Source organism: Tautonia marina (assembly GCF_009177065.1).
Taxonomy (GTDB): Bacteria; Planctomycetota; Planctomycetia; order Isosphaerales; family Isosphaeraceae; genus Tautonia; species Tautonia marina.
In genome coordinates this window covers 36,950-59,280 of sequence record NZ_WEZF01000024.1, presented here as the reverse complement: position 1 = coordinate 59,280, position 22,331 = coordinate 36,950, and the positions used below count along the sequence as shown (strand labels likewise).

At 69.2% G+C, this 22,331-nt stretch carries 9 protein-coding genes; 2 read left to right on the top strand and 7 right to left on the bottom strand.

Annotation, left to right across the window (positions count from 1 at the left end; all coding sequences use genetic code 11):
• Positions 1–39 precede the first annotated feature (39 nt).
• The 3 genes from GA615_RS23245 to GA615_RS23235 form a co-directional block, all read right to left on the bottom strand.
• Complete coding sequence (locus GA615_RS23245; protein ID WP_152053729.1) at positions 40–2,217, bottom strand: hypothetical protein; 2,178 nt, start codon at positions 2,215–2,217, stop codon at positions 40–42.
• A 42-nt stretch (positions 2,218–2,259) separates the two neighbouring features.
• Positions 2,260–5,604, bottom strand: coding sequence for a serine/threonine-protein kinase (locus tag GA615_RS23240; RefSeq protein ID WP_152053728.1), 3,345 nt, complete (start codon positions 5,602–5,604; stop codon positions 2,260–2,262).
• A 461-nt stretch (positions 5,605–6,065) separates the two neighbouring features.
• Entirely contained in the window at positions 6,066–9,353 is a 3,288-nt protein-coding gene (locus GA615_RS23235; RefSeq protein WP_161602501.1) for a PQQ-dependent sugar dehydrogenase, read from the bottom strand.
• 435 nt (positions 9,354–9,788) lie between these two features.
• Here GA615_RS23235 and GA615_RS23230 point away from each other — a divergent pair, with 435 nt between their 5' ends.
• Positions 9,789–10,655, top strand: a complete 867-nt coding sequence (locus GA615_RS23230; RefSeq protein ID WP_152053726.1) for a class I SAM-dependent methyltransferase — start codon at positions 9,789–9,791, stop codon at positions 10,653–10,655.
• Between the two features lie 105 nt (positions 10,656–10,760).
• Here the strand turns inward: GA615_RS23230 and GA615_RS23225 are convergent, their stop codons facing one another.
• From GA615_RS23225 to GA615_RS23215, 3 genes are all read right to left on the bottom strand, one after another.
• The gene (locus tag GA615_RS23225; protein WP_152053725.1) at positions 10,761–12,974 is read right to left on the bottom strand and encodes a hypothetical protein; all 2,214 of its coding nucleotides are present in this window, start codon (positions 12,972–12,974) and stop codon (positions 10,761–10,763) included.
• 38 nt (positions 12,975–13,012) lie between these two features.
• Positions 13,013–13,708, bottom strand: coding sequence for a class I SAM-dependent methyltransferase (locus tag GA615_RS23220; RefSeq protein WP_152053724.1), 696 nt, complete (start codon positions 13,706–13,708; stop codon positions 13,013–13,015).
• A 93-nt stretch (positions 13,709–13,801) separates the two neighbouring features.
• Positions 13,802–15,271, bottom strand: a complete 1,470-nt coding sequence (locus GA615_RS23215; protein ID WP_152053723.1) for a UbiA family prenyltransferase — start codon at positions 15,269–15,271, stop codon at positions 13,802–13,804.
• A 315-nt stretch (positions 15,272–15,586) separates the two neighbouring features.
• On the opposite strand from GA615_RS23215, the gene GA615_RS23210 reads away from it, so the two are divergent.
• Entirely contained in the window at positions 15,587–19,234 is a 3,648-nt protein-coding gene (locus GA615_RS23210; RefSeq protein ID WP_152053722.1) for a glycosyltransferase, read from the top strand.
• Between the two features lie 94 nt (positions 19,235–19,328).
• Here GA615_RS23210 and GA615_RS23205 read toward each other — a convergent pair whose 3' ends face one another.
• Entirely contained in the window at positions 19,329–22,298 is a 2,970-nt protein-coding gene (locus tag GA615_RS23205) for an FG-GAP-like repeat-containing protein (protein WP_152053721.1), read from the bottom strand.
• Between the last annotated feature and the right edge of the window lie 33 nt (positions 22,299–22,331).

The window sequence follows — 22,331 nt, the reverse complement described above, 5'->3', positions numbered from 1 at the left end:
CGCTCCCGGAACGGGACTCCTCTCGGAAACGCTCGCCCATCACTCCTCCTCCGCCTTCCAGACTGTCCCGTCGGTGAAGCCGACCTCCCGCGCGCGGAACGTGGCCGAGGCCGCCTGCTCGGGCACGAAGAACCCGGACTGCGTCATCTCCCGCTCGTCTTGCTGCTGGACCAGGTGGGGCTCGTAGGTGAAATTCAAGGGCGGCGCATGGCCGACGGCCTTCCCGGAGGCATCGAAAAAGGTGACCTCCAGGACCAGTCGTCGCACATCCTTGTTCGCATGATTGACGATCCGGAGCGTGTACGCCGGCCCCGAGTTCCGGAACGGCGACGGCTGCTGCTCCTGCTCCTTCTCCAGGAACGCGACCAGCTCGGCCGACACCGGAGCCTCCTCGCCGGCGAACTCCAACGCCGCGATGGCCTCGGGCATCCGGCCGAACTCCTTTAAGGGGATCTGCTCCAGGCGGACGTCGGTGACCAGTGGCTCGACCTCCTTGGCGAATTTCAGGTCCATTGCGACGGGTTCACCACGGATGCTGAGAAACGCGGAGTATTCCTTTTCGTCCCCGCCTCCTCCTCCAATCTCCATCTCGACAGGATCGCCGCCCCGGTCCCGCCCGAGCAAAAACACATAACGGTGCCATTTCATGTCGGGATCGCTCTCGTCTAATCGCTCGAGTTCGAGCGTCGCTTGATGGGGCATCTCGCCCCGAAGCGACACCCTCAGCCCCTCCTCCTCGCGAACCGCGCCGGGCTCGATCGGATCGAAACTCATCCTCACGATCTCGGTCGGAACCGGAATCTCGACCTGGCCAACCACCTCGGTGATCGCGGAGACACTGCGGAGCAGGCCGACCAGGGGAACATCCAGCGTCACATCCACCACCCCCTCGGGAAGCTCCGAGGCGCCGAGTGTCACCGGGAATCGGTCATCAGGAAGCAGTTCCTGGTTCCCAGGACCGGAAATGCTTCGAATCGCGATCGGCTCATGGAACGGATCGGCCGCCATCATCGCGGTGATCGCCGGGGGCAGCCCCACGCCAAGCACGCGGAGGCCGAGCGTCCCCGTCCCGCTCGGCTGCTGCTCCACGCCGGTCACTTCAATGAGAAACGGCCCGGCGAAGGCCACCGGCCAGGGGCGAGGGCCGGCAACCGGTGTCACGGCATCCCCCTCGAAGGAGCCCAGGAACCCCTCGGCCGGGTCGCTTCCATAGGTTGCAGACAACCCGACCGCCTCGCAGACGCGCTCGATCGCCTCCAGCCGGGTCAGGCCCTCGGCGGTCAGGGTCACGGGCTGATCGAGGGCCTCGGCCGGGGCCTTCGAGCGGTCCAGCTCCAGGCCGATCGGCGCGGCCAGCTCGGCGATCACCGCGCCTGCCGGTCGACCGTCCAGGGCCAGGTCCACGGTGAACGACTGGCGAAATGCCTCAAGATCAACCGCCTCGATCGCCTCGAAGGTCGCGGCGGCCCGGGCGGCATCAGCAGCAGCGTCGTCCTCGCCCTCGGCAAAGGGGTCGAACCCCTCCATCGCGTCTTCCAGCTCGGAGAACATCGCCCCCAGCTCCCCGAAGATGGCCATCGGGTTCTCAAAGTCCATGGTCATCTCGGGGTGCTCCGCCGTCGCGGCGACGACCATGGCATGCGCACGCCATTCACCGTCTTCACGCCGCAGCCGGAGGCTCCCGCCCTCCAGGCGGCCGGTCGGTCCTTCTACCCGGATGGCAACCTCGGCCGAGTCGCCGTCGGTCGTGGCCTCGCCGATCTCGAACGGGCTGTTGGGATCGGGTTGCAGCGTGATGTTGTGCTCCTGCTGGGCACGTCGGGCCTTTTCAGTCATCAGAGCTTGCTTGGTCGCCTCGTCCTCGGTCCCGAGGAAGAGGCGCGCGACCTCCTTCGGATCGTCGCCGGGGAGGTCGTCCGGGACCGGCATGTCCGGGGCGGGCGAGGGGCTTGCCGGGAACCCCGGCTGCAGCTCCTCGCCGGGCATCATTTCCTGAGCGATCCCCTGCGACGGCGCGGGAGCCATTGGGGCCGACGCCGCGCCTGGGGCCTGCGCCCCCATCATCGGCGGCGGGGGAGGCGGAGCGGTTCCCGGAGGGGCCGCCGTCGTCGAGGGATCGAGGGGCGCCACGGCCGGCTCGTTGCCGCCGCAGCCGGCAAGCATCAGCCCGCTGATCAAAAAAAGACCGGCGTGGAAGGATCGAACGGGGTAGATCATCTCTCGTCTCCTGCGTAAGCGGGGAATCACCATCAACGCCAATCAACGAACGAAGGACTCCTCAACGCCCGATGCGGTCCAGACCTTCAGGCGGCCCTCCGAGCCTGCGACCACCAGCCGTCGGCCGTCGCCCGACCAGGCCAGGGCGGTCGGTTCCTCCGGCCCCGAGAGGCGAAGGACCGGCTGGCCAGTGGGAACGTCCCAGAGGGCCACGGTCCCGTCGGCGCTCGCCGTGGCGAGCCGTCGTCCGCCCGGATGCCAGGCCACGGCCGCCACCGGATCGCCGTAAAGGGGAATCACGATCTCCGCGTCACCCTCCTCGATCGACCGAATCCGGAGCACGTCCGGCCGCGAATCCCCCGAGGGCGCGAAGCCCACCGACGGCCGCGGCGTGAGCAAGGCCAGCCGATGGCCTGGCGCGTCCCAGACCATCAGGCGGAGCGTCCCCTCGTCGCGCGGCTCCAGGACCCGGAGCACCCGGCCCGAAGCCGGGTCGAGGATCTGCACCGAGCGATCTCTCCCGGCCATCGCCAGGCGTTCTCCGAAGGGAGCCAGGGCGGCGAGGGACCGTTGACCCGCGTTCAGGGGAATCATCGAGCCGGCCACCGGCCCGTCCGCCCCGAGGCTCCAGCTTCGCAGCGCCTCACCCAGGACCGCCACCAGCCGCTCCTCGGAGACCCAGGCGACGGCCCGGACCGGCCCGTCGTCCAGGGGGATGCTGCGACCGGGACCCCGCGCCGACAGATCCCAGACGACAAGGTGATAGGTCTTGGTGAACACATCGTGGAGCGATGCCGCGATCCTCCGGCCTTCAGGCGACCAGGCGATCGCGTTGACGATTCCTTCCGGCCCTGCCAGATGACGATCGACCGTCCCGCCCTCCACGTCCCAGAGCCGGACTCGTTCCCTCGAAAACCCTCCCCGAGTCGAGGAGGCCAGCCGCTGCCCCGTCGGTGCCCAGGCCATCGCGGTCACGGCCCCGGAGTCGTCGTCGAGGACCTGCGCCTCGGGCGACTCGAACGGGTCCCAGAGCTTCACTCGCCCGTCGGTGCTCGCCGAGGCCAGCCGCAAGCCGTCGGGCTTCCAGGCCACGGCGTTCACCCCCCGCTGGTGCCCGCGCAGGGTCACGATCGCCGCACCGTCCGAGAGGTCCCAGACTCGAACCGTCCGGTCGTCGCTCGCCGAGGCCAGCCGCCAGCGGTCGGGGCTCCACGCCAGATCCCGGACCGGCCCGTCGTGTCCCGAGAGGCGCTGAAGCGCTCGACCGGACGCAAGATCCCTCACCCGGATCGCGCCGTCTTCCCCGGCCGAGGCCAGCCGTTTCCCGTCCGGAGACCAGCTCACCGCCAGGGTGTCCTGACCTGGATCAACGAATCGCTGAATTTCGACGTGCTCATCCACGTTCCAGACAATCACAGTCCCGGGTGCATGCGCCGTCGCCAGCCGTCGGGAGTCGGGGGACCAGGCGGCGTCATGGCTCCCTCCCGCGTCGTCGGGGTCGAGTGTCGCCTGCAAGGTTCCCGTCGCCGCCTCCCAGATCCGGATCTTCCCATCGAGCAGCCCTCCGACGGCGGCGATCCGGCAGCCGTCGGGACTCCACGCCACCGACCAGACCGCCTTCGACGGCCCGCCCCCTCCCAGCGTCCGAACCGCCTTGTGTGCGATCACGTCCCAGACGCAGACGGTCCCATCCTCGGCGGCCGTCGCCAGGAACCGGCTGTCCGGCGACCACGACGCGTCGTAAATCCCACCGGTCTGCCCCCGAAGCTCCGCGACCATCTCCCCCGTCGTCGCATCGAAGAGCGCAAGGAACCCGACCTCCGACCGCAAGGCCGGATTGGCCCGTGTCGCCGCCAGCAAGCGACCATCGGGACTCCACGCCACCGTCTCGACAAACTGGCCGACCGTCATCAGATCGGCGTTGGCGAGTCCGTTGAAGTAAAACCACTCCCAGCCCCTCAGATCGACTCGACCCGGCTCGGGCACCAGGGCCGCCAGCAAATCGCCGAGCCTGGCCATGTCGGCCCCTTGGTAGGCATCGGCGAGTTGCTGTGCGTGGATCAGAGCAAGCTGATACGCCAGGCGATCGCGCTCCTGCTGCGTCTCGGCCCGCAGGCGTTGCTCGCGGCGTCTGGCCTCCTGTTCCGCGTCGAGCGCCTTGGCCGTCTGCACGGCGGAGACCACCGCCAGCACCGCCGCCAGCGCGGCGAGGCCGACCGCCGCGGCCGAGAGTCCCGCAATGGCTGGCCGTCGTCGGCACCACATTGCCAGCCGGGTCGCCAGCCCCACCCGACGCGCCCGGATCGGCTCGCCGTTGACGAACCGCCGCAGGTCGTCGGCCAGGTTGTGCGCCGAGTCGTACCGATGCTTTGGCGCTTTCTCCAGGCACTTCAGGCAGATCACCTCCAGGTCCCGAGGCACCCGGCGGTTGAGCTTCGACGGCGCTTCCGGCACCGTTTCGCGGACCTGTTCCAGCGTCTGCACCACCGAATCGCCCGCGAACGGCGGCCGACCGGTCAGCAAAGCGTAGAGCACGGTTCCCAGGCCGTGCACGTCGGTCGCCGTGGTCACGGCCCCCCGACGTCCCGACGCCTGCTCCGGGGCCATGTACGATGGCGTTCCCACCACGGCTCCGGTACCCGTCAGGGCGCTGTCGCCTTCGATCCGCTTGGCCAGGCCGAAGTCGGTGACGTGGGGCTCCCCCTCAGCGTCGATCAGGATGTTCGCCGGCTTCAGGTCCCGATGCAGAATGCCTCGCTGGTGCGCATGGTGGACCGCCTCGGCCACCGTGGCGACCATCCGGGCCACGTCGGGAAACCGGTTCACAAACGTGTCCAGGCACTGATCGAGCCCCACGCCGCCGATGAGCTTCATGGCGAAGTAGGCGTGGCCGTCGTGCTCGCCGACCTCGAAAATCGGCACCAGGTGGGGATGATCGAGCGTGGCGACCGCCTCGGCCTCGTTCCGAAAGCGCCGGCGTTGCTCCTCACCAGCCAGCACGGCCGATCGGATCATCTTGACCGCGACCAGCCGGTTCAGGCTCACCTGCCTGGCCTTGAAGACCACCCCCATCCCGCCGCGTCCCAGCTCCCGGATCAACTCAAAGTCGCCGAAGTAGTGGAGCCGATCGGGGGGAATCGACCTACCTTCCTCGGCCCCCGAACCCTCGACCTTGGGAGAGGCCGAAGGATCCGGATTCTGCCGTTCGGGTCCCCAGTCCGAAGTGGGCGCGGCGAATGCCTCGGTCGCGATCGCGCCGGCCACCGTTTGTCCGAGGTGGGTGTCCTCGTCGAGCACTTGCCTCATGACACAGGCCGGGCAGAGGCCATCGAGGACCCCGGCAGGCAGCGTCTCGCCACAGTTCGGGCACGATCGGGGGGAAGACACCAGGAGCTCTCCCGGACAAAACGCTCGTCATCACCACCGAGCTTCAGACCGTGTCAGGTGTCGAGCTTACAGGGAAGCCTTCGAAATCACGATCGCGCCGGGTGGGGACGGGGCCGTTTGCTGTTCGATCACCTGGAGGTCAGCGGTTCTTCCCCCTCCTCGGGGGCGAGCTCGCCCACGCGAGCGCGGGCAACATCGCCCGCCTGGTTCGCAACCGCAAGACGTGATGGATCGTGAGCGTCTTCATTGTTGGATGGACGCCGCCTGCATCGGCGGCCGCGCCGTGAGACTTGCGGTGTGCGGGGTTCCTCCTCCGCCGGCCGATCCCCGCATCGGTGCCGGTTTGCTCCTTGGCCGGCCGCGGCTTCGGGCGAGCCGAAGCCGCGGGGTCACGGTCAGGAGCATCGTGAGGGGGGACCAGCCGGCCCCGGATCAGCCGACGGCCTCCGGGGCCCGGGGGCTCAGACGCGGCCCCTGAGCTTCTTCCAGAGGGTCAACGCTGGAGAGGTCACGGGCTGGGCCTCCGGACCCATCGGGTCCAGTGACGCCAAACGAGCCCGCTCGATCCGGGACAGGAAGATGGAGGCCGATGACTCCGACGGACGGAAGACCGCCAGGTCGGCCCAACCGTCCCCGTCGTAGTCGCCGGGGGCCGGCAGATCCCTCCCGGCCCCTTCGACGGGTTGGTTGATCACCCCGCCGCCGGAGAGCGCCGCCAGCCAGTGGGCGGCGCCGGGGACCAGGTCGCTTTCGGGTCGGAAGACGGCCAGGTCGGCCCGGCCGTCCCCGTCGTAGTCGCCGGGGGCCGGCAGATCCATGCCGGCGGCGCCGAAGGGTTGGTTGATGACCCCGCCGCCGGAGAGGGCCACCAGCCAGTGGGCGGCGCCGGGGACCAGGTCGCTTTCGGGTCGGAAGACGGCCAGGTCGGCCCGGCCGTCCCCGTCGTAGTCGCCGGGGGCCGGCAGATCCATGCCGGCGGCGCCGAAGGGCTGGTTGATGACCCCGCCGCCGGAGAGGGCCACCAGCCAGTGGGCGGCGCCGGGGACCAGGTCGCTTTCGGGTCGGAAGACGGCCAGGTCGGCCCGGCCGTCCCCGTCGTAGTCGGCCGGGACCGGCACATCGACACCGGCCATGCCGAACTGGCGGGTGAGCCGTTGGCCGTCGGCCAGCTCGATCGTCCAGGAGGCGTCGGCCGGGTCGTAGAAGACGAGGTCGTCGGTGCCGTCGCCGTCGAAGTCGACCGTCATGGGCCCCCGCCCCGGCCCGATCCCTCCGGGAGGGACCGGATCGGCCGGCTCCGTCTGGCGGCTCGGGACGATCGACAGGGGGGTTGAGGGGCTCGACCAGAGCAGGTCGATCCCGCCGTCACCGAGCCCTCGGCGGTATTCGAGGAGGATCTCGGCCGGATGCTCCGGATCGAGCGGCACGGGGGTCGAGGAGGCGGTCGTCTCCCCGGTCGCCCCCCAGGTCTCAAGGACCAGCTCGCCGTCGATCCAGAGCCGGGCTCCCCCCTCCGCGCGGACCTGGAAGGTGTAGGGCTCGTCAAACTGAGGGAGCAGCCGCCCGGTCCATCGGGCCGTGGCGATCCCCTCGAACGCGCCGGGCCCGCCGAGCGCGACGACGGGGTCGACCCGCTGGACGGCCGTTTCCTCGGATCGATTGGGGCCGAGGTAGAGCCCTCTCAGCCCGGTGCCGGCCCCCAGTTCACCGCCGTCAACCCGGTAGACCGCCGTCAAAACCGCGTCGGTCCGGGGCGTGGCCAGGCTCGACACGGCCGGCCGGCCGTCCGACCAGGTGTCGAAGATCCAGGTCGTCCCGCCGAGGTCGATCGTGTCCGGGACCGTCACGGTGCGCTCGACCCCGGCCACGCCGACGAACGACAGCGGCATCGGCGTCGGGGTGCCGTCGAAGACGACGCCGAGCCCCTCGGGGACTCCCCGGAGCGTCACCTCGGCCTTGACGGGGTGGAGGTCGTACTCGGCCTCGGTCGTGAGCCCGTTGGCGTCGGTCACCCGGACGTGAATGCGGACCCAGACGTTGTCGCTGGTTTCCCCGACCGCCGGCACGACGGCCGAGCCCTCGGCCATTCCTCCGGTCGGTGCCATCAGCGGGTGATAATGCTCGTCGTGGTGGAAGTTCATCCACCAGGTGAAGGATTCCGGCCCGAGGGGGGTGCCGTCACCGGCGACGGCCTCGGCCGCGAACTCGAACGGGACGCCGGCGACGTAGCGGCTCTCGGGCGTCGGCGCCGAGAAGGTGATCTCGGGGCGATCGTACGGGACGACCGTCAGCGTTGCCGCCTCGGACTCGACAACGCCGTGCTCGTTGGTAATCCGGACGGAGAACACAGCGCCGTCATCGGCCGGGGTCGTGGCGTCAATCGAGTAGCGATCTCCGGTCGCCCCCATGATCGGCTCGCCGTCCCGGAGCCACTGGAACGCGTAGGGGGGAGCGCCGGAAGGTACAACCGAGAAGCGCGCCGGCTCGCCGGCGGAGACGATCTGGTCGGCCGGCGGTCGGGAGACGACCGGCTCGTCGCTGCCGGTGTAGGTGATCCGGTAGACCGCGCCGTTGTCGAAGGTTGTGCCGTCGTGTCGGAAGTCGCCGAGCGAAACGTAGTAGAGATCGCCGCCGGGGCCGACGGCCAGGTCGGTGACGAAGTTGGGCTCTCGGTCGAACCAGCGCGGCTCGTGGGTCCCTTCCTCAAGGATCCGGATGCCGTTGCAGTAGTCGGCGTAGAACAGGTCGCCGACGTATTCGGCCGGAAACGAAGGCTGCTCAGGCAGGTAATAGACCGAGGCCGAAACGGCGCAGCCGATCAAGGGATCCCCGGGGGTGTGCGAGTACGCGTGGATCGGGTCGCTGAAGCGGAGGTCTCCCGGTTCCGAGGGCCCCTCGACGTCCGGCCAGCCGTAGTTGGCGCCGGGGACACCGAGGTTGATCTCCTCCCAGTCCCACTGCCCCACGTCGCCGATGTTCACCTGGCCGGTCTCGGGGTGGATCGACAGGCGGAACGGATTGCGCAGGCCCGAGGCCCAGATCGAGGCGTACTTGCCCGGCAAGATGCCGACATACGGATTGTCGTCCGGGATGGTGCCGTCGGGGTTGATCCGCAGGACCTTGCCGTGCAGGCTCTCCAGCGATTGGGCATTCTCGCCCACGCTGTTGTCGCCGACGCCGATGAAGAGCGTGCCGTCGGGCGCGAACACGATCGAGCCGCCGTTGTGGATGGTCGCCGGGCCGAGCGGGTCGATCTCCAGCAGAACCTGTTCGGGGCCGGCGACCGCGCCGTCAACCATCATGAAGCGGCTGACCCGGTTGTGCGCCGGGGTCCCCGGGACGGTGTAATGCACATACAGGAAGTTGGTGTGGGAGTGCTCGCCACCGTCCTGGCCGTCGTCGTGCCCGTGGGAGGCGAAGCCGGGATCGAAGGTGAAGCCGATCAGGCCGCGCTCCCCCTGGTTGGCGACGTCCAGCCGGATCAAGGGGTCCGGCTGAATCACGCCGTCGCGGATCACCTTGATCTCTCCGCTCCACTGCTCGGCGACGTAGAGCTCCCCCTCCGGCCCAAACTGCAGCGTCGTCGGGTTCGAGAGGCCGGTGGCCACCTCGATCTGAGCGAAACCGGGCGGCAGGCCCGCGGGGGCGATCCGGTCCTCCAGCGCTTCGAGGCGCACCCGCGCGTCGCGTCGCTTCCCCACCGGGCGGCGACGGATTCCACGCCCAAGAATCGTGTTGGTCAGTTGCATCACGAAGGTACTCGGCAGCGGGTCTCTTGTTCTCGCGTGGCCGATCACCACGCCCCCCCGGTTCGGTCCCGGACTGCTGCGGCGTTCCACATGCGAGGGCCGATCACCAGACGGGCCTCTCCCCGGAAGCATCCTAACCTTCCGACGAGGCCGACGGGTCGGGTCGCACCGATTTTTCTATCGGCTCGGTGGCTCCCGAAGCTTGATCCCGTTGGCCTGTCGAAACCTCGGGAGAGAGTGACACATCCAAACGTGTGAAGGCGCTCGCGGATCGGATCCTGCCCCGGAGCAGGCCCCGGCGTCTCCATCCTCCCGAACTCGGGTTGCAAAACCTTGCCCCGGCATTACGCTCTGTCCCTCGCAGGGACCGTCCGTCCGGGGAGGACCCGGCCGCGCCGTGCCCCTTGCCCTGGCCCCTTTGTGGAGACCTGTGCCATGGACGGCGTGATCCGAGTCGGGAGCCGCGACGAGTTCCTGGCCCTGGTCGGGGGCCCGGCCTTCGCCCGGCATCGTCACCTGGAACAATACCTCGCCGAGCAGCACCGGGAGGCCGACCAGTTCGCCGTCCCTGGCTACTGCCTCTGCTGCGAACGCCCGGTCGACTTTCTCGTCGACTGGCGCTTCGGTGGCAGCAACGACGGCGAGGGCGCCAGGCCGAACTGGCGGGAGCGCCTCGAATGCCCGGGCTGCCATCTCAACAACCGCCAGCGCATGATCGCGGGCCAGGTCGCCGAGCTTCTCCGGGGGGCCGGCGAGCCCTGCTCCTCGGCCTACCTGATGGAGCAGATCACGCCGATCTTCCGCTGGTTTCTCGAACACTTCCCCGACTGCCGGATTGTCGGCAGCGAGTACCTCGGGCCCGACCTCCAGGGTGGCTCCGTCCGTGACGGCATCCGCCACGAGGACGCGGAGCGGCTGAGCTTCGAGGATGCTTCGTTCGACGTGGTTGTCAGCAACGAGGTCCTCGAACACGTCAACGACCCGTTCCGCTGCATGCAGGAGATGGCCCGGATCCTCCGCCCCAGCGGCCAGGCCTTCCTGACGATCCCCTTTGACGTGTCGAGGGATCACAACCGCCGACGGGCCGAGATCCGGGACGGCCAGCTCCACCACCTTGAGGAGCCGGCCTATCACGGCAACCCGCTCTCGGAGGAGGGTTCCCTGGTCTTCACTGACTTCGGCTGGGAAGCCCTCGCGCAGCTCCGCGAGGCCGGCTTCGCGGACGTCGGCCTCCATGTCCACTGGAGCTACGAGCTTGGCCACCTCGGGCCCGCCCCGTCCTACTTCCACCTCATCCGCTGACGATCCATCCCCTCGAGGCGGGCCGTCGCTCGGGGATCGGCGGCCCCTTGGTCGCACGCGGGCCGGATCGAAGCTGCCCCGGCGTTCCCGGTCCAACGACCCGCCTCAACGGGGGAGGGCTTCGGATCGCCGCTCGGCGATGGTCCCTTCATCCAGGCGGTAAAGGACCGCGAAATCGTCCTGGTAGACGGTCCTCGCAAGCCCTGAACCTTCCAGAAACGCCTTCTGGGCCGGCCAGCCGAACTCCTCGCCGACGTGATCGACCCGGAGGATCAGGACCGTGTCGACCCCCGAGTCGATCAGCCGATCGGCCAGGTCGTTCGCCGGGGCCCCCCAGGCATCCATGCCACCGTGACTCGACGGCGTCGGGAACAGGGCGCCGTTCTCGTTGGTGCTGATCGGCCGGTGCTGGTAGTTCCTCCCGAACAGGGGGAAGGTGAACTTCCGGCCAAACACGGCGATGTGCCTGGAGCGGGGCATCCGGTCGAGGTGTTCCCAGACCTTCCCGCCGTACGGATTGGTGTCGATCACGGCCTCCACCATCCTTGCCTTCTCCTCGTGGCGAAGCAGGAGGCACGCCGGCACGAGCAGAGCGACCGCAATCACGGACACCAGGCCGACTCGGGGCAACTCAAGCCCCCTCTTGCCGAGCGCGGACCACCCCCCGCCCCGCCATGTCGAGGCAATCGCCGTCAGCACGAACGCGCCGAGCAGCGAGGCGACGATCACCCAATCTCCCGAGTAGAAGGGCGCGGCCCAGGGGCGGAACGCCACGAGGGCGACCGCCACGAGCCCCACGGCGGCCTGACCGGCCACGGCGGACGATCGCAGAACGACGGTCAGCCCGGCGGCCAGCGCGGTCCAGCCGAGAAGCGGCAGGATCGTGACGTAGCGGAAGCTACTGCTGTGAATCTCGCCGACGACGAAGGTCGGTGGGTTGCCGGCGGAGAAGGGCAGGGTGGGGTACACCACGACCGTGAGGGCGGCGATCCCCAGCGCCCCGGCGATCCAGAACCGCTCTCCCGGCTCTCCCCGAGAGGACCAGAGCCGCCGCGCCGCCGCCGCCCCCCCCAGCACGAACCCGATCGCGGCCAAGAGGCCGAGCGACACGGGCCAGTCGCCGAAGTGCCGGAGCGAGGCGAGCAGGGTCGTCTTGAGGCCGTAGGTCTGGGCGAACTCGGTGAGCCTCGTCTGCTCGAACGTGAGGCCCTCCCAGCCGAGCAGTTTCGCCGGGAACAGCGGATTCCCGGTCAGCGCGATGTTCCGCAAATACCAGAACGCCCCGGTCGCCAGGCCGCTGGCCAGGAAGATGAGCAGGACCGTTCCCGCCGCTCGGCCGAGACCCGCCACGCCGACCCGCTCCCCCTCCCGACCGATGGCGCGGGCCTCCCGGGCGATGCAGAGCAGGACAATGACCGAGGCGCCGAGGACGCCGGTCACCTTCATCCCGACCGCGATTCCCGCCAGCAGGCCGGCGATCCAGGTCTCCAGGCGGACCCCCCGGCGGTCGTCGCGGTCCTCCCGCGTCGGGATGGCGAACACCAGCGCCGCCGAGACCACCGCCGCCAGCCCGAGGTCCACATCCGCGAACATCGTCATGATGTACTGGGCCCGGGGAGCGACCCCCAGCAGCAGACCGGGCAGCAGCCGCATCGACAGCGGAGCCCCCACCCGCCGCAGCGCCTCCGCGGCGGCCAGCGTGGCCAGCGCCCAGTACAAAAAGCCCGTCGTCCCGACCCAGGCCAGCGTTTCGGCCCGGTCGGACACACCGAAGGGCACCAGAAACCAGGTCGCGATTAGGTCTCCACTACTCGGATAGAAGTAGTGATAGCCGTAAATGCTTTCGAGGTCCTGGCCGATGATCGAACGGTCGATGAGCCAGCTCGCGCTGATCGTCATGTGGTAGTAGAAGTCGTCCCACATCTCGAAGCCGGAGAACCGCCAGACCTCGGTCAAAAAGAGCGAGGAACCGACGATCGCCAGCGCCAGCAAGGCAATCCAGTCGGCCAGGCCCCACGGCTCGGCCGCCGGGCGGGAGGGCCCCGTCGGACCTTCGGGGGCGCGCATGCGGAGGCGGCGATTCCAGACCATCGCGACCGCCGCGACGACGACCCCGAAGATCGCCACCGAGGCCGGAACGAGCAGCCCGGCCACGCCCAGGCCAAGCATGGCCGAGTGGCCCATCACCAGGCACCACGCCGCGACGGTCAGCAGCCAGCACGAGTTCGACGGCGGCCCGCCCCGCCAAACCCGCCACCCGACGATCGAGGCGGCCATCAGCACGCCGAGGTTCGCCAGGGCAAAGAGTGTCTCTCCCATCGCAGCTCCCTCCGACTGTCTTGCGTTGAGCGTCCGGGTCAGGCCGACCGGGCCATCAGGGGGCCTCGGACCGCGTCCGGCCCGGGCTTCGTGAAGACCGCCAGGTCGTGCGCATACCAGAGTCGATTGATGCGCTGCGGATCGGACGACGCGAAGCCGAGCTCTCCCGCCCAGAGGCGGACCTGCGTGATCGGCGTGTACCGGACCCACTCCCGAGCGACCAGCAGGTCGTGGCAGTTGTTCGCCAGCGCCCGCCATCGCGGCCGGTGCCCGATGTCCTTGTAAATGAGCCGGCCGCCCGGCCGCAGCGCCTCGAAGGCAAGCTGGAGGACTGAGGGCCGCTGGTCCCGGGGAACATGGTGCATCACGTCAACGATGGTCACCACGTCGAACCGTCCTTCGGGCCAGGCAGCGGAGACGGGAAGGTGCTCAAAGCGGAGGGCCCCGGGGTGCCCCTGCGCCTCATAGTGCGTTGCCATCTCCCGGGCGACGGCGATGGCGTCGGCGTCCGAGTCGAACCCGACGCCCTCCGAGCACCGGCCCGACACGCCCAGAAGCGCCAGGAGCATCCCCTGGCCGCAGCCGACGTCCAGGACGCGGGACCCGGGGTCCACGCACTCCGCGACCCGCTCGAAGGGGCAGATGTAGGGCCGGTAAACCGCCATCTGGCGGCGAAACCCCGTCGTCGAGGCATAGAGCGCCGCCGCGGTCTTCGAAAACTCGGAGGCCGTCATCAGTCTGCTTCCCCCAGCTCCCTTGGAACGTGGTCCTGCACAGGTTCAGCCCGTCCCGTCCCGTCCCGTCCCGGGTCGTGACGGTCGATCGGCTCAGAGGAAGGTCGCCGCCGCGAGAATCGCCAGCGTCAGCACCCCCGTCGCGAGGCTCTGGCGGTCCTTCAGCGCAAACACCACCGGGTCGGAGTGCATCTTCCCCCGCTGCGCGAGGATCCAGATCCGGGAGGTCCAGTAGAGCAGCAGCGGACAGATCAGCAGCAGCCAGCGGGGGTGGCGGTACAGCGCGACGCTGGCCGGGTCGTTCAGATAGAGGCAGATGACGAGCACCGCCAGGTAGCTGCACGCCGGCCCGAGCGAGCCGATCATCGCGTAGTCGTCCCCGTGGTATGCCCGACCCGGCAACCGCCCCCGGCGGCCCAGCGCCGATCTCAGCTCGCTGTACCGCTTCAGGAAGGAGAGCCCCAAAAAGAAGAAGAGCGAGAAGACCAGCAACCAGGTCGAGATGACGATCCCCGTCGCCGCCCCGCCGCAAAGCACCCGGAGCGTGTACAGCCCGGCCAGGCAGATCACGTCCTTCATGAGCTTCCGCTTCAGGTACAGGCTGTAGCTCAGTGAGAGGATGAGGTACAGGACCAGCAATGCGGTAAAGGGGGCCGGCAGCATCAGGCCGATCCCCAGCGCCGCCGCCAGCAAGGCGCCGGCAACCGGGATGGCCGAGGGAATCGGGATCACCCCCGAGGCCAGCGGGCGGTTGCGTTTCACCGGGTGGACCCGATCCGACGGCAGGTCGATCAGGTCGTTGACGATGTAGATCGCCGAGGCCCCGAAGGAAAACGCCACGAAGGCCATGACCGACGCCAGCACCAGCCCCGGGTTTCCCAGCTGGTGCGCCGCCAACAGCGGCACGAAGATCAGCAAATTCTTGGCCCATTGGTGGACCCGGAGCTGTCGCATCCAGTCCCGCACCGGCCGTCGCCCACCCTCGAAGACCCGGCCCACCCGGGCCCGTCCCCGAGCCCTCCGCTCCAACCGCGTCCCCGGCGCCACGAGGATCGCCTCGACCGCCCCTTCCCAGACCGGCAGATCCACCCGGTGGTCGCCGACGTAGTCGTACTGCCCCGAGCCAAACCGGGCGTCGAGGGCGGCCCGCTTCGCTTCGCCCTTCAAATTGACCGAGCCGTCGCCGGCAACGACCTCGTCGAAGATTCCGAGGTGGTCGGCAACGGCCCTCGCCACCCCGGGGTCGGCCGCGGTCGCCAGGACGACCCGACGGCCCCGACCTCGCTCGGCTCGCAGGTAGTCGACCAGTTCCGTGTGGTACGGTAGCCTCGCCACGTCGACCGGTGCCCGGTCGGCGAGCTGGGTCTTCAGCCGGACTCGACCGGAGAGAAGCCAGAAGGGCACCCGCCAGAGGTCCCAGGGGCGGGTCCGCAGCAGCACGGCGAACGCCTCCCACAGCAGGTCCGAGCGGATCAGCGTGCCGTCGAGGTCCACGCACAGGACGCGAGCGCTCTGGGGCACGAATCGCTCGTGGGGCGTGGTCGCCCTGGTATTGGCAATCATGCTCAAGCGTCCGACCCCGGCTCTCAAAACGACACGCCGCACGTCCGTGCGCGGCGTCGTGCAAAAGGCTTTAGATACCAAGATCGGCGACCGGTCAAGGTCACCTTGCCCCGGCCCGGTCGATTGGGATCCGCCTCAGCAAGGAACGACGTCGTGATGGTTCCCACGGATGGCCCGGCCGCGCGCCCAACAGCGGTGCGCGGTCATCGGATTCCGGTTGACCACCCCGGCGGCTTTGCTAAAGTCCCCCCTCCGAGTCGGCCGGGCGAGCGACCCGATGCCCGGCCGGTCGCGTTGGTTGCAGGAGGCCCGCTCATGAGTCAGGACCGCTCGCCCCGAAACGCCCTCCTGGTGCTCGGCATGCACCGCTCGGGAACCTCGGCGCTGACTCGGGTGCTCGGCCTGCTCGGGGCGGAGCTGCCCGAGCACTTGATGCAGCCGCACCCCAACAGCAACGAGACGGGCTTCTGGGAGCCGGTCGAGATCGTCGATACCCACGACGAACTGCTCCGGTCGGTCGGCTCAAGCTGGGACGACGTCGCCGAGTTCCCCAGGCACTGGTTCGGCAGCCGTGCGGCCGAGCAGTACGCCGATCGGCTCGCCGCGCTGGTCCTCAGGAACTACCACGACGCGCCGCTGATCGTCCTGAAGGATCCGAGAATCTGCCGATTCCTGCCCCTCTGGCTGCTCGTGCTGGAGCGGGTCGGGGCCCGCCCTCACTTCGCCATTCCGGTCCGCAATCCGCTGGAGGTCGCCGCCTCGCTGAAGCGCCGGGACGGCTTCCCGATCGCCAAGTCCACCCTGCTCTGGCTGCGCCACGTCCTCGACGCCGAGCGCGATTCAAGGGGCTTCCCCCGCGCCTTCATCGCGTACGATCACCTGCTCGCGGACTGGAAGGGGGTCACCGATCGCCTCGGTCATCAGCTTGGCCTGACCTGGCCTGGCAGCTCGCACCGGGCGAGCGTCGAGATCGAAGCGTTTCTCTCCGAAGCGCTCCGGCACAACCGCGCCAGCGGGAGCGAGCTGAGGGACCATGCCCAGGTCGTCAGCTGGGTCAAGTCCGCCTACGCGACCCTGCGACGGCTCGCCCGTGGCGACACTCAGGAGCCGATCGAAACCTTCGACCGACTTCGCGTGCAGGTCGACCGGGCGGAGCTCGCCTACGGTCCGGTCGTCGCCGACGCCCGAATCCGGATCGAGCGCGCCGAGGCGGAACTCCGGGCCGCCGAGGAGTCCGCCCGGGGGATTGCCCGAGAGAAGGACCGCAGCGAGGCCGAGGCCCGGGCCCAGATCGAGGCGATGGCCAGCGAGCTGAACCAGACCCGACAGGCACTCAACGCCCAGCAGGATCGGATGGCCCGGGAACGGCAGCAGTTCGAGGCCGAACGTCGCCAGGCCAAAGAGGCCCTTGAGGCCAGGCGTCGCCAGGCCGAAGAGCCCCTCGAGGCCGAGCGTCAGCGACTCCGGGACGAGCTGGAGACCCTGGCCTCCCAGTTGCTCGAGGCCGAGGCGATGCGGGATTGGCTGCGGAGGGAGCGAGGCCGGCTCTCGGCTGAGCGTGACCGCGACCTGGCCCGGCTCTCGGCGCTGGCTGCCGACCTGGCCCGGACCGAGGCCGAGCGCGAGGCGGCCCTCGCTGACCGGCAGGCCGTGCACCGGATCTTCACCGAGCACATGGAGGCCGCCCAGGCCGCCCACGCCGAGGCCGTGCAGGCCTACCACCGGGCCGAGTCCGCCCGGCAGCAGCTTGAGGCCACGCTGGCCGAGCTGATCGGCTCCCGATTCTGGCGGTACAGCCGGCCAGCCCGGGCGGTCGGCCCGATGGCCCGACGGGCCCGCGCCCGGCTCCTCGGTGCCCCTCTGGCCGCCGCCCGGAGGCTGCCCAGGCCGGTCCGCGAACCGCTCCGGGGCCTGAAGCGCCGGATCGACACCGCCCGGGAGGACCGCCGCGTCCTCGCCGAGCTGGCCCGCTCGGGCCTGGCCTTCTCGTCGACCGACCGGCCGACCGTCTCGATCGTCATCCCGGTCCACAATCACTACCGGGAGACGGTTGCCTGCCTGCAGTCGATCCGCGCTCAGGTCGCCGGCGTGACCTACGAGGTGATCGTCGTCGACGACGCCTCCACCGATCCAACCCCCCAGGCGCTGGCCCTGGTGCCCGGGGTGGTGGCGATCCGCAACGCCAGGAACCTCGGCTTCATCGGCTCGTGCAACGCCGGGGCCGCTCAGGCCCGCGGCGAGTTCCTGGCTTTCCTGAACAACGACACGGTCGTCACTCCCGGCTGGCTCGAGGAACTGGTCCGGACCCTCCGCGAGGAACCCGACGCCGGGCTCGCCGGCTCCCGCTTGATCTACCCCGACGGCCGGCTCCAGGAGGCCGGCGGCATCATCTGGCGAGACGCCAGCGGCTGGAACTTCGGCCGCGGCGGCGACCCGAACGACCCGGAGTACTCCTACGCCCGGGACTGCGACTACTGCTCCGGCGCCTCGATCCTCATCCGTCGCGCTCTGTTCGACGAGCTCGGCGGCTTCGACTCCCACTTCGCCCCGGCCTATTACGAGGACACCGACCTGGCCTTTCGGGTCCGCAAACAGGGTCTTCGGGTCATCTACCAGCCGCTGTCGGTCGTTGTCCACTTCGAGGGGCTCTCCTCGGGCACGGACCTGAGCGCCGGGGTCAAGGCGCATCAGGTCACCAACCAGAAAAAATTTCGGCAGAAGTGGGCCGAGGTGCTGGCCCACCACCCGCCCGGCGACGCCGGCGACCCGTACGAGCGCGTCGCCCCGAGCAACCGCGTCCTGGTCATCGATCACATCGTGCCAACGCCCGACCAGGACGCCGGATCGCTCCGGATGTTCCGGATGCTCCAGATCCTCCGGAGCCGGGGCCTGGCCGTGACGTTCATCCCCCAGAACTTGCACGCCTCCCCCGGCTACACCCAAGCTCTCCAGCGGATCGGCGTGAAGGTGCTGCACCACCCCTACATCGCCTCGGTGCGCGAGTACCTGGAGCGGCATGGGCACCGCTACATGCTGGCCTGGATCTGCCGCCCCGATATCGTCGCCCAGCACCTCGATGACGTCCGCCTGCTGGCCCCTCGGGCGAAGATCGCCTTCGACACGGTCGACCTGCACTTCGTCCGGGAAGCGCGCGAGGCGGCCCTCCTGGGCGATCCGGCCCTGGCCGAGGCGGCCGAGGCCCGCAAGGCCCAGGAGCTGGCCCTGGCCGAAGCCAGCGACTACACCGTCGTCGTCAGCCCCACCGAGGCCGACCTCCTCCGGGATCTCCGGCCGGGACTGGACACCCGGGTCGTCACCCTCATCCACGAGCCCCACAGCGCGATCCCCGGCTACGCCGAGCGCAAGGGGATTGTCTTCATCGGCGGCTTTAACCACCCGCCCAATGTGGACGCCGTCGAGTTCTTCGTCCGGACCGTCTTCCCCGAGGTCCGCCGCCGCCTGCCCGGCGTGACCTTCACCATCATCGGCAGCCACCCGCCCGAACAGGTTCGCGACCTGGCATGCGACGACGTGATCATCACCGGATTCGTTCCGGACGTGACCGACTTCTTCCGTCGATGCCGGCTCTCGGTCGCCCCCTTGCGGTACGGGGCCGGTGTCAAGGGGAAGGTGAATATGAGCATGGCCTTCGGCGTTCCGGTGGTCGTCACTTCGATCGCTGCCGAGGGGATGCACCTGGTTGACGGCCGCGACGTGCTGATCGCCGATGACTCCGCCTCCTTTGCAGAGGCCGTCGTCCGAGCCTACCGTGACCCGAACCTCTGGCAAACCCTCTCCGAACACGGCCAGAGGAACATCGAGGAACACTTCTCGACCCGCGTCGTTGCCCGCGAAATCGACCGCATTCTGACCGACGCCGGCCTCCCGTCCGACGACCAACCCACCCTGCGCCTCGTTGGTCCCGACGCCGAGGCCTTGACCACCTCGAAGCGGGCCTCCTGACCCCTCACCCCATCTCCTCCCAAGGCTCCGGCCCCGCCTCCAGACCCGCACGATCGGGCCTCCTGGCAGGCGTGGGAGCGGCTGCCGAACGTCCTCAAGACTGGGGGCCAGCCGAGGCATCGGAGCGGCCTGGCAATGGGTCCGGCAATGCGGCCCCTTCCCGAATCCGATAGCCCGTATCGGCGGAAAGGTCTCGGTGACGGTCGATCCGGCCCGACGGCCAGGAGATTTCGAGGAGATCGATGTGCGTGGCGTCCCTCACGCCGAAGTGGAGATTCGGACTCGATGCCGACTGGTAGCTGCCACCGCCCACGTTCCAACGGGTCTGGCGATCACCTCCGGCCTCAATCGAGACCTTGGCCCCGATGGCGTCTCGGTTCGAGGGGCCGCCGACCAGCTGGAACGTCACGAAGTGGCCGGCCCCGGTGGTCCGATTGCGCAGGGCCGCCAGGGGGGCATTCTGAGGGATGAGCAGCGCATCGAGCAGACCGTCATTGTCGAGATCCCCGACGGCCAGCCCCCGGCCGACGTGGCCCACCTGGAAGGGAACCCCCGCGTGCTCGGACGCATCGACCAGCCGGCCGCTCCCGTCGCCGATCAGGAGCTGGGCCGGCATCTCATAGGGGAAGAGGGGGCGAAGGTCATTGATGTGACCATTTGCCTGGATCAGGTCGAGGCTCCCGTCGTTCTCCGCGTCGATCGGCGCGATGCCGAAGCCTAGCCGATGGCGAGTGGCGCGAGCGAGGCCGGCGTCGGCTGTTCGATCCGCGAAGAACCCGCCGCCGAGGTTCCGATAGCCGGTGGTCGCCTCGCCGTAGAAGTTCGTGACGAAGAGGTCGGGCAGGTCGTCGCCGTCGAGATCGGCGCAGGCGACCCCCATGCCCGCCTGGTAGCCCCCCTCGGCGTTCGCGGCGACCCCGGCCCGGAGCCCTGCTTCCTCGAACGTCAGCGTTCCCTGATTCAGAAAGAGGAAATTGGCCGAGAGATCGTTGGCGACATAAAGATCCATCAAACCGTTGCCGTCGAGGTCGGCGGCGACGACCCCGAGCCCCCGGCCGACGACATCGGCAAGCCCAGCCTCGACGGTCACGTCCTCGAAGACGCCGCCGACGTTGCGGAAGAGGTGATCGGCCTGCGCCTCGAACAGGAGAGGGTTGCAATAGCCGTTTGAGTCGGGGAGGTCGGGCAAGGGACAGACCTCGGGATCCTGCTCATTCCAATCGAGGTAGTGGCAGACGTAGAGGTCAAGATGGCCGTCGCCGTCGAAGTCGGCGAAGGCGGCCGAGGTCGGCCAGCCGCGATCCCCCCCGAGGCCGGCGGCCTCGGTCGCGTCCTCGAACGTCCCGTCGCCGTTGTTGCGGTAGAGCGAATACGAGCGCCATCGGGTGATGAACAGGTCGGGATGCCCGTCGTTATCATAATCGCCGACCGTGACCCCGTGGCCGTACCCTTGCTCGAACGCGGCGATGCCGGCGGCGGTGGTCACATCCTCGAAGGTGCCATCACCCCGGTTCCGAAAGAGCCGGTCTCCGCCGGATCGATCCGACCCGGCGACCGGGGGGAAGTCCCCCCCCTGGACGGCGTAGACATCGAGCCAGCCGTCACCGTCGAAGTCGAGCAGCGCGACGCCGCCCCCCATGGTCTCGGGAAGGTGGTGCTGATTCGATTGACCATTTCGATAGGTAAAGATAAGTTCAGCGCGACGGGCATCGTCCTCGAACCGGAGACCGTCCAGGAGGATCGATTGAGCCGTCCGGCGCGATCCCCGATCCCCCGCGCTGGAGCCGCCGACGAGCGAGGGCAGCCGTTCCGCCAGCATCGCGTTCCCTGATTCGGGACGGGGGACGGGACCAAGGCGATCGAGGGCGCGGCGGGCCTCCTGGTGCCCCGGCTCCCGCTCCCGGACGACCGCCCAGAAGGCCCTCGCCTCAAAGTGCCGGCCCAGGGATTCGGCCAACGCGGCCATCGACGCGGCGTTGGCCCGGAGGTCGTCACCGGACAGCGTTCGGTAGCGATGCATCGCCTCGTCGAGTTCCGCCTTGCGGCGGCGCAGTCGGGAGGCCCGGTCGAGGTCTCCGGACGTCACGGCCAGCTCGGCGAGCCGATCCAGTGCCGGCAATTCTCCCGGGCAGGTGTCAAGCAACCGATCCAGCGCCCGGCGCTCCGCCTCGGCGTCGCCCAGCCGGGCGGCGTTCCAGGCCTCGATCCGAGGGGCCAGGCAGGGTGATACCCCCGCGGCCGGAAGGTGATTCAGGGCTTCCCGAGTCAGCTCAAGCCGATGCGATGCGAGCCCCAGTTCCAGGGCAGATCGCCAGACGGCCGGATCATCCGGGCGACGCTCCAGGCAGGCGTCGAGCCATCGCAATGCCTCCTCATACCGACCGTCCCGGATGGCCAGGTTCGCCTGACCGAGCCAGACCCGATCGTCGTCCGGCGCCGCCTGACCTGAGCGATCAAGCACGGTCTGGGCCCTCTCGACCGAAAACGGGTTGAGGTCGAGCACCAGATGGCGCCTCAGGGTCGTGATGGCTGGGGAGGAGTCGGCTCCCTCCGCCTCCTCGTACTCCTTCCAGTTCGCTTCGAGCAGCGATCGGGCCTCCTCCAGCCGGTCCTGATGCCAGAGCAACTCCACCAGGAACTGGCGGAGCCCCGGGGCCGAAGGCCCCGACCGGACCAATCCCGAGACGGCGGCGGCCTCGGCCTCGGCCAAGCGCCCCCGATCCATCTCGACGATGGCCCGACCGAGGGCCGCCTGCCCGGCAAACGGGGAACCGTGCGGGACCCGTCGCCAGGCCCTGAGGGCCGCCTCGACGTTGCCGAGGGCGTGCTCGCTCATCCCGAGGACGTAGTCCACCTCACCGTTGGCCGCCCAGGTCCCGGAGAGCCTGACCAGCCGGCCGCGGGCCGACGCGATCCGCCCGGCGTCCAGTTCGGCCCTCGCCCGCTCCAGCTCGGTCCGGAGATGTACCGTCTGCGAATGCCACCAGATCGCGAAGCCGGCGGCTGCACTGACGACAAAAAAGAGAAAAATGCCAAGCTTTTTCGATGCTTTAAATCGGAACATGCTGAATGATTCGAAACCAAGTTGATCGGAAAA

Excerpts from the sequence above, each read along its gene's own strand:
- GA615_RS23245 (WP_152053729.1), bottom strand. The coding sequence starts at position 2,217 with ATGATCTACCCCGTTCGATCCTTCCACGCCGGTCTTTTTTTGATCAGC.
- GA615_RS23235 (WP_161602501.1), bottom strand. The coding sequence starts at position 9,353 with ATGCAACTGACCAACACGATTCTTGGGCGTGGAATCCGTCGCCGCCCG.
- GA615_RS23230 (WP_152053726.1), top strand. The coding sequence starts at position 9,789 with ATGGACGGCGTGATCCGAGTCGGGAGCCGCGACGAGTTCCTGGCCCTG.
- GA615_RS23225 (WP_152053725.1), bottom strand. The coding sequence starts at position 12,974 with ATGGGAGAGACACTCTTTGCCCTGGCGAACCTCGGCGTGCTGATGGCC.
- GA615_RS23220 (WP_152053724.1), bottom strand. The coding sequence starts at position 13,708 with ATGACGGCCTCCGAGTTTTCGAAGACCGCGGCGGCGCTCTATGCCTCG.
- GA615_RS23215 (WP_152053723.1), bottom strand. The coding sequence starts at position 15,271 with ATGATTGCCAATACCAGGGCGACCACGCCCCACGAGCGATTCGTGCCC.
- GA615_RS23210 (WP_152053722.1), top strand. The coding sequence starts at position 15,587 with ATGAGTCAGGACCGCTCGCCCCGAAACGCCCTCCTGGTGCTCGGCATG.
- GA615_RS23205 (WP_152053721.1), bottom strand. The coding sequence starts at position 22,298 with ATGTTCCGATTTAAAGCATCGAAAAAGCTTGGCATTTTTCTCTTTTTT.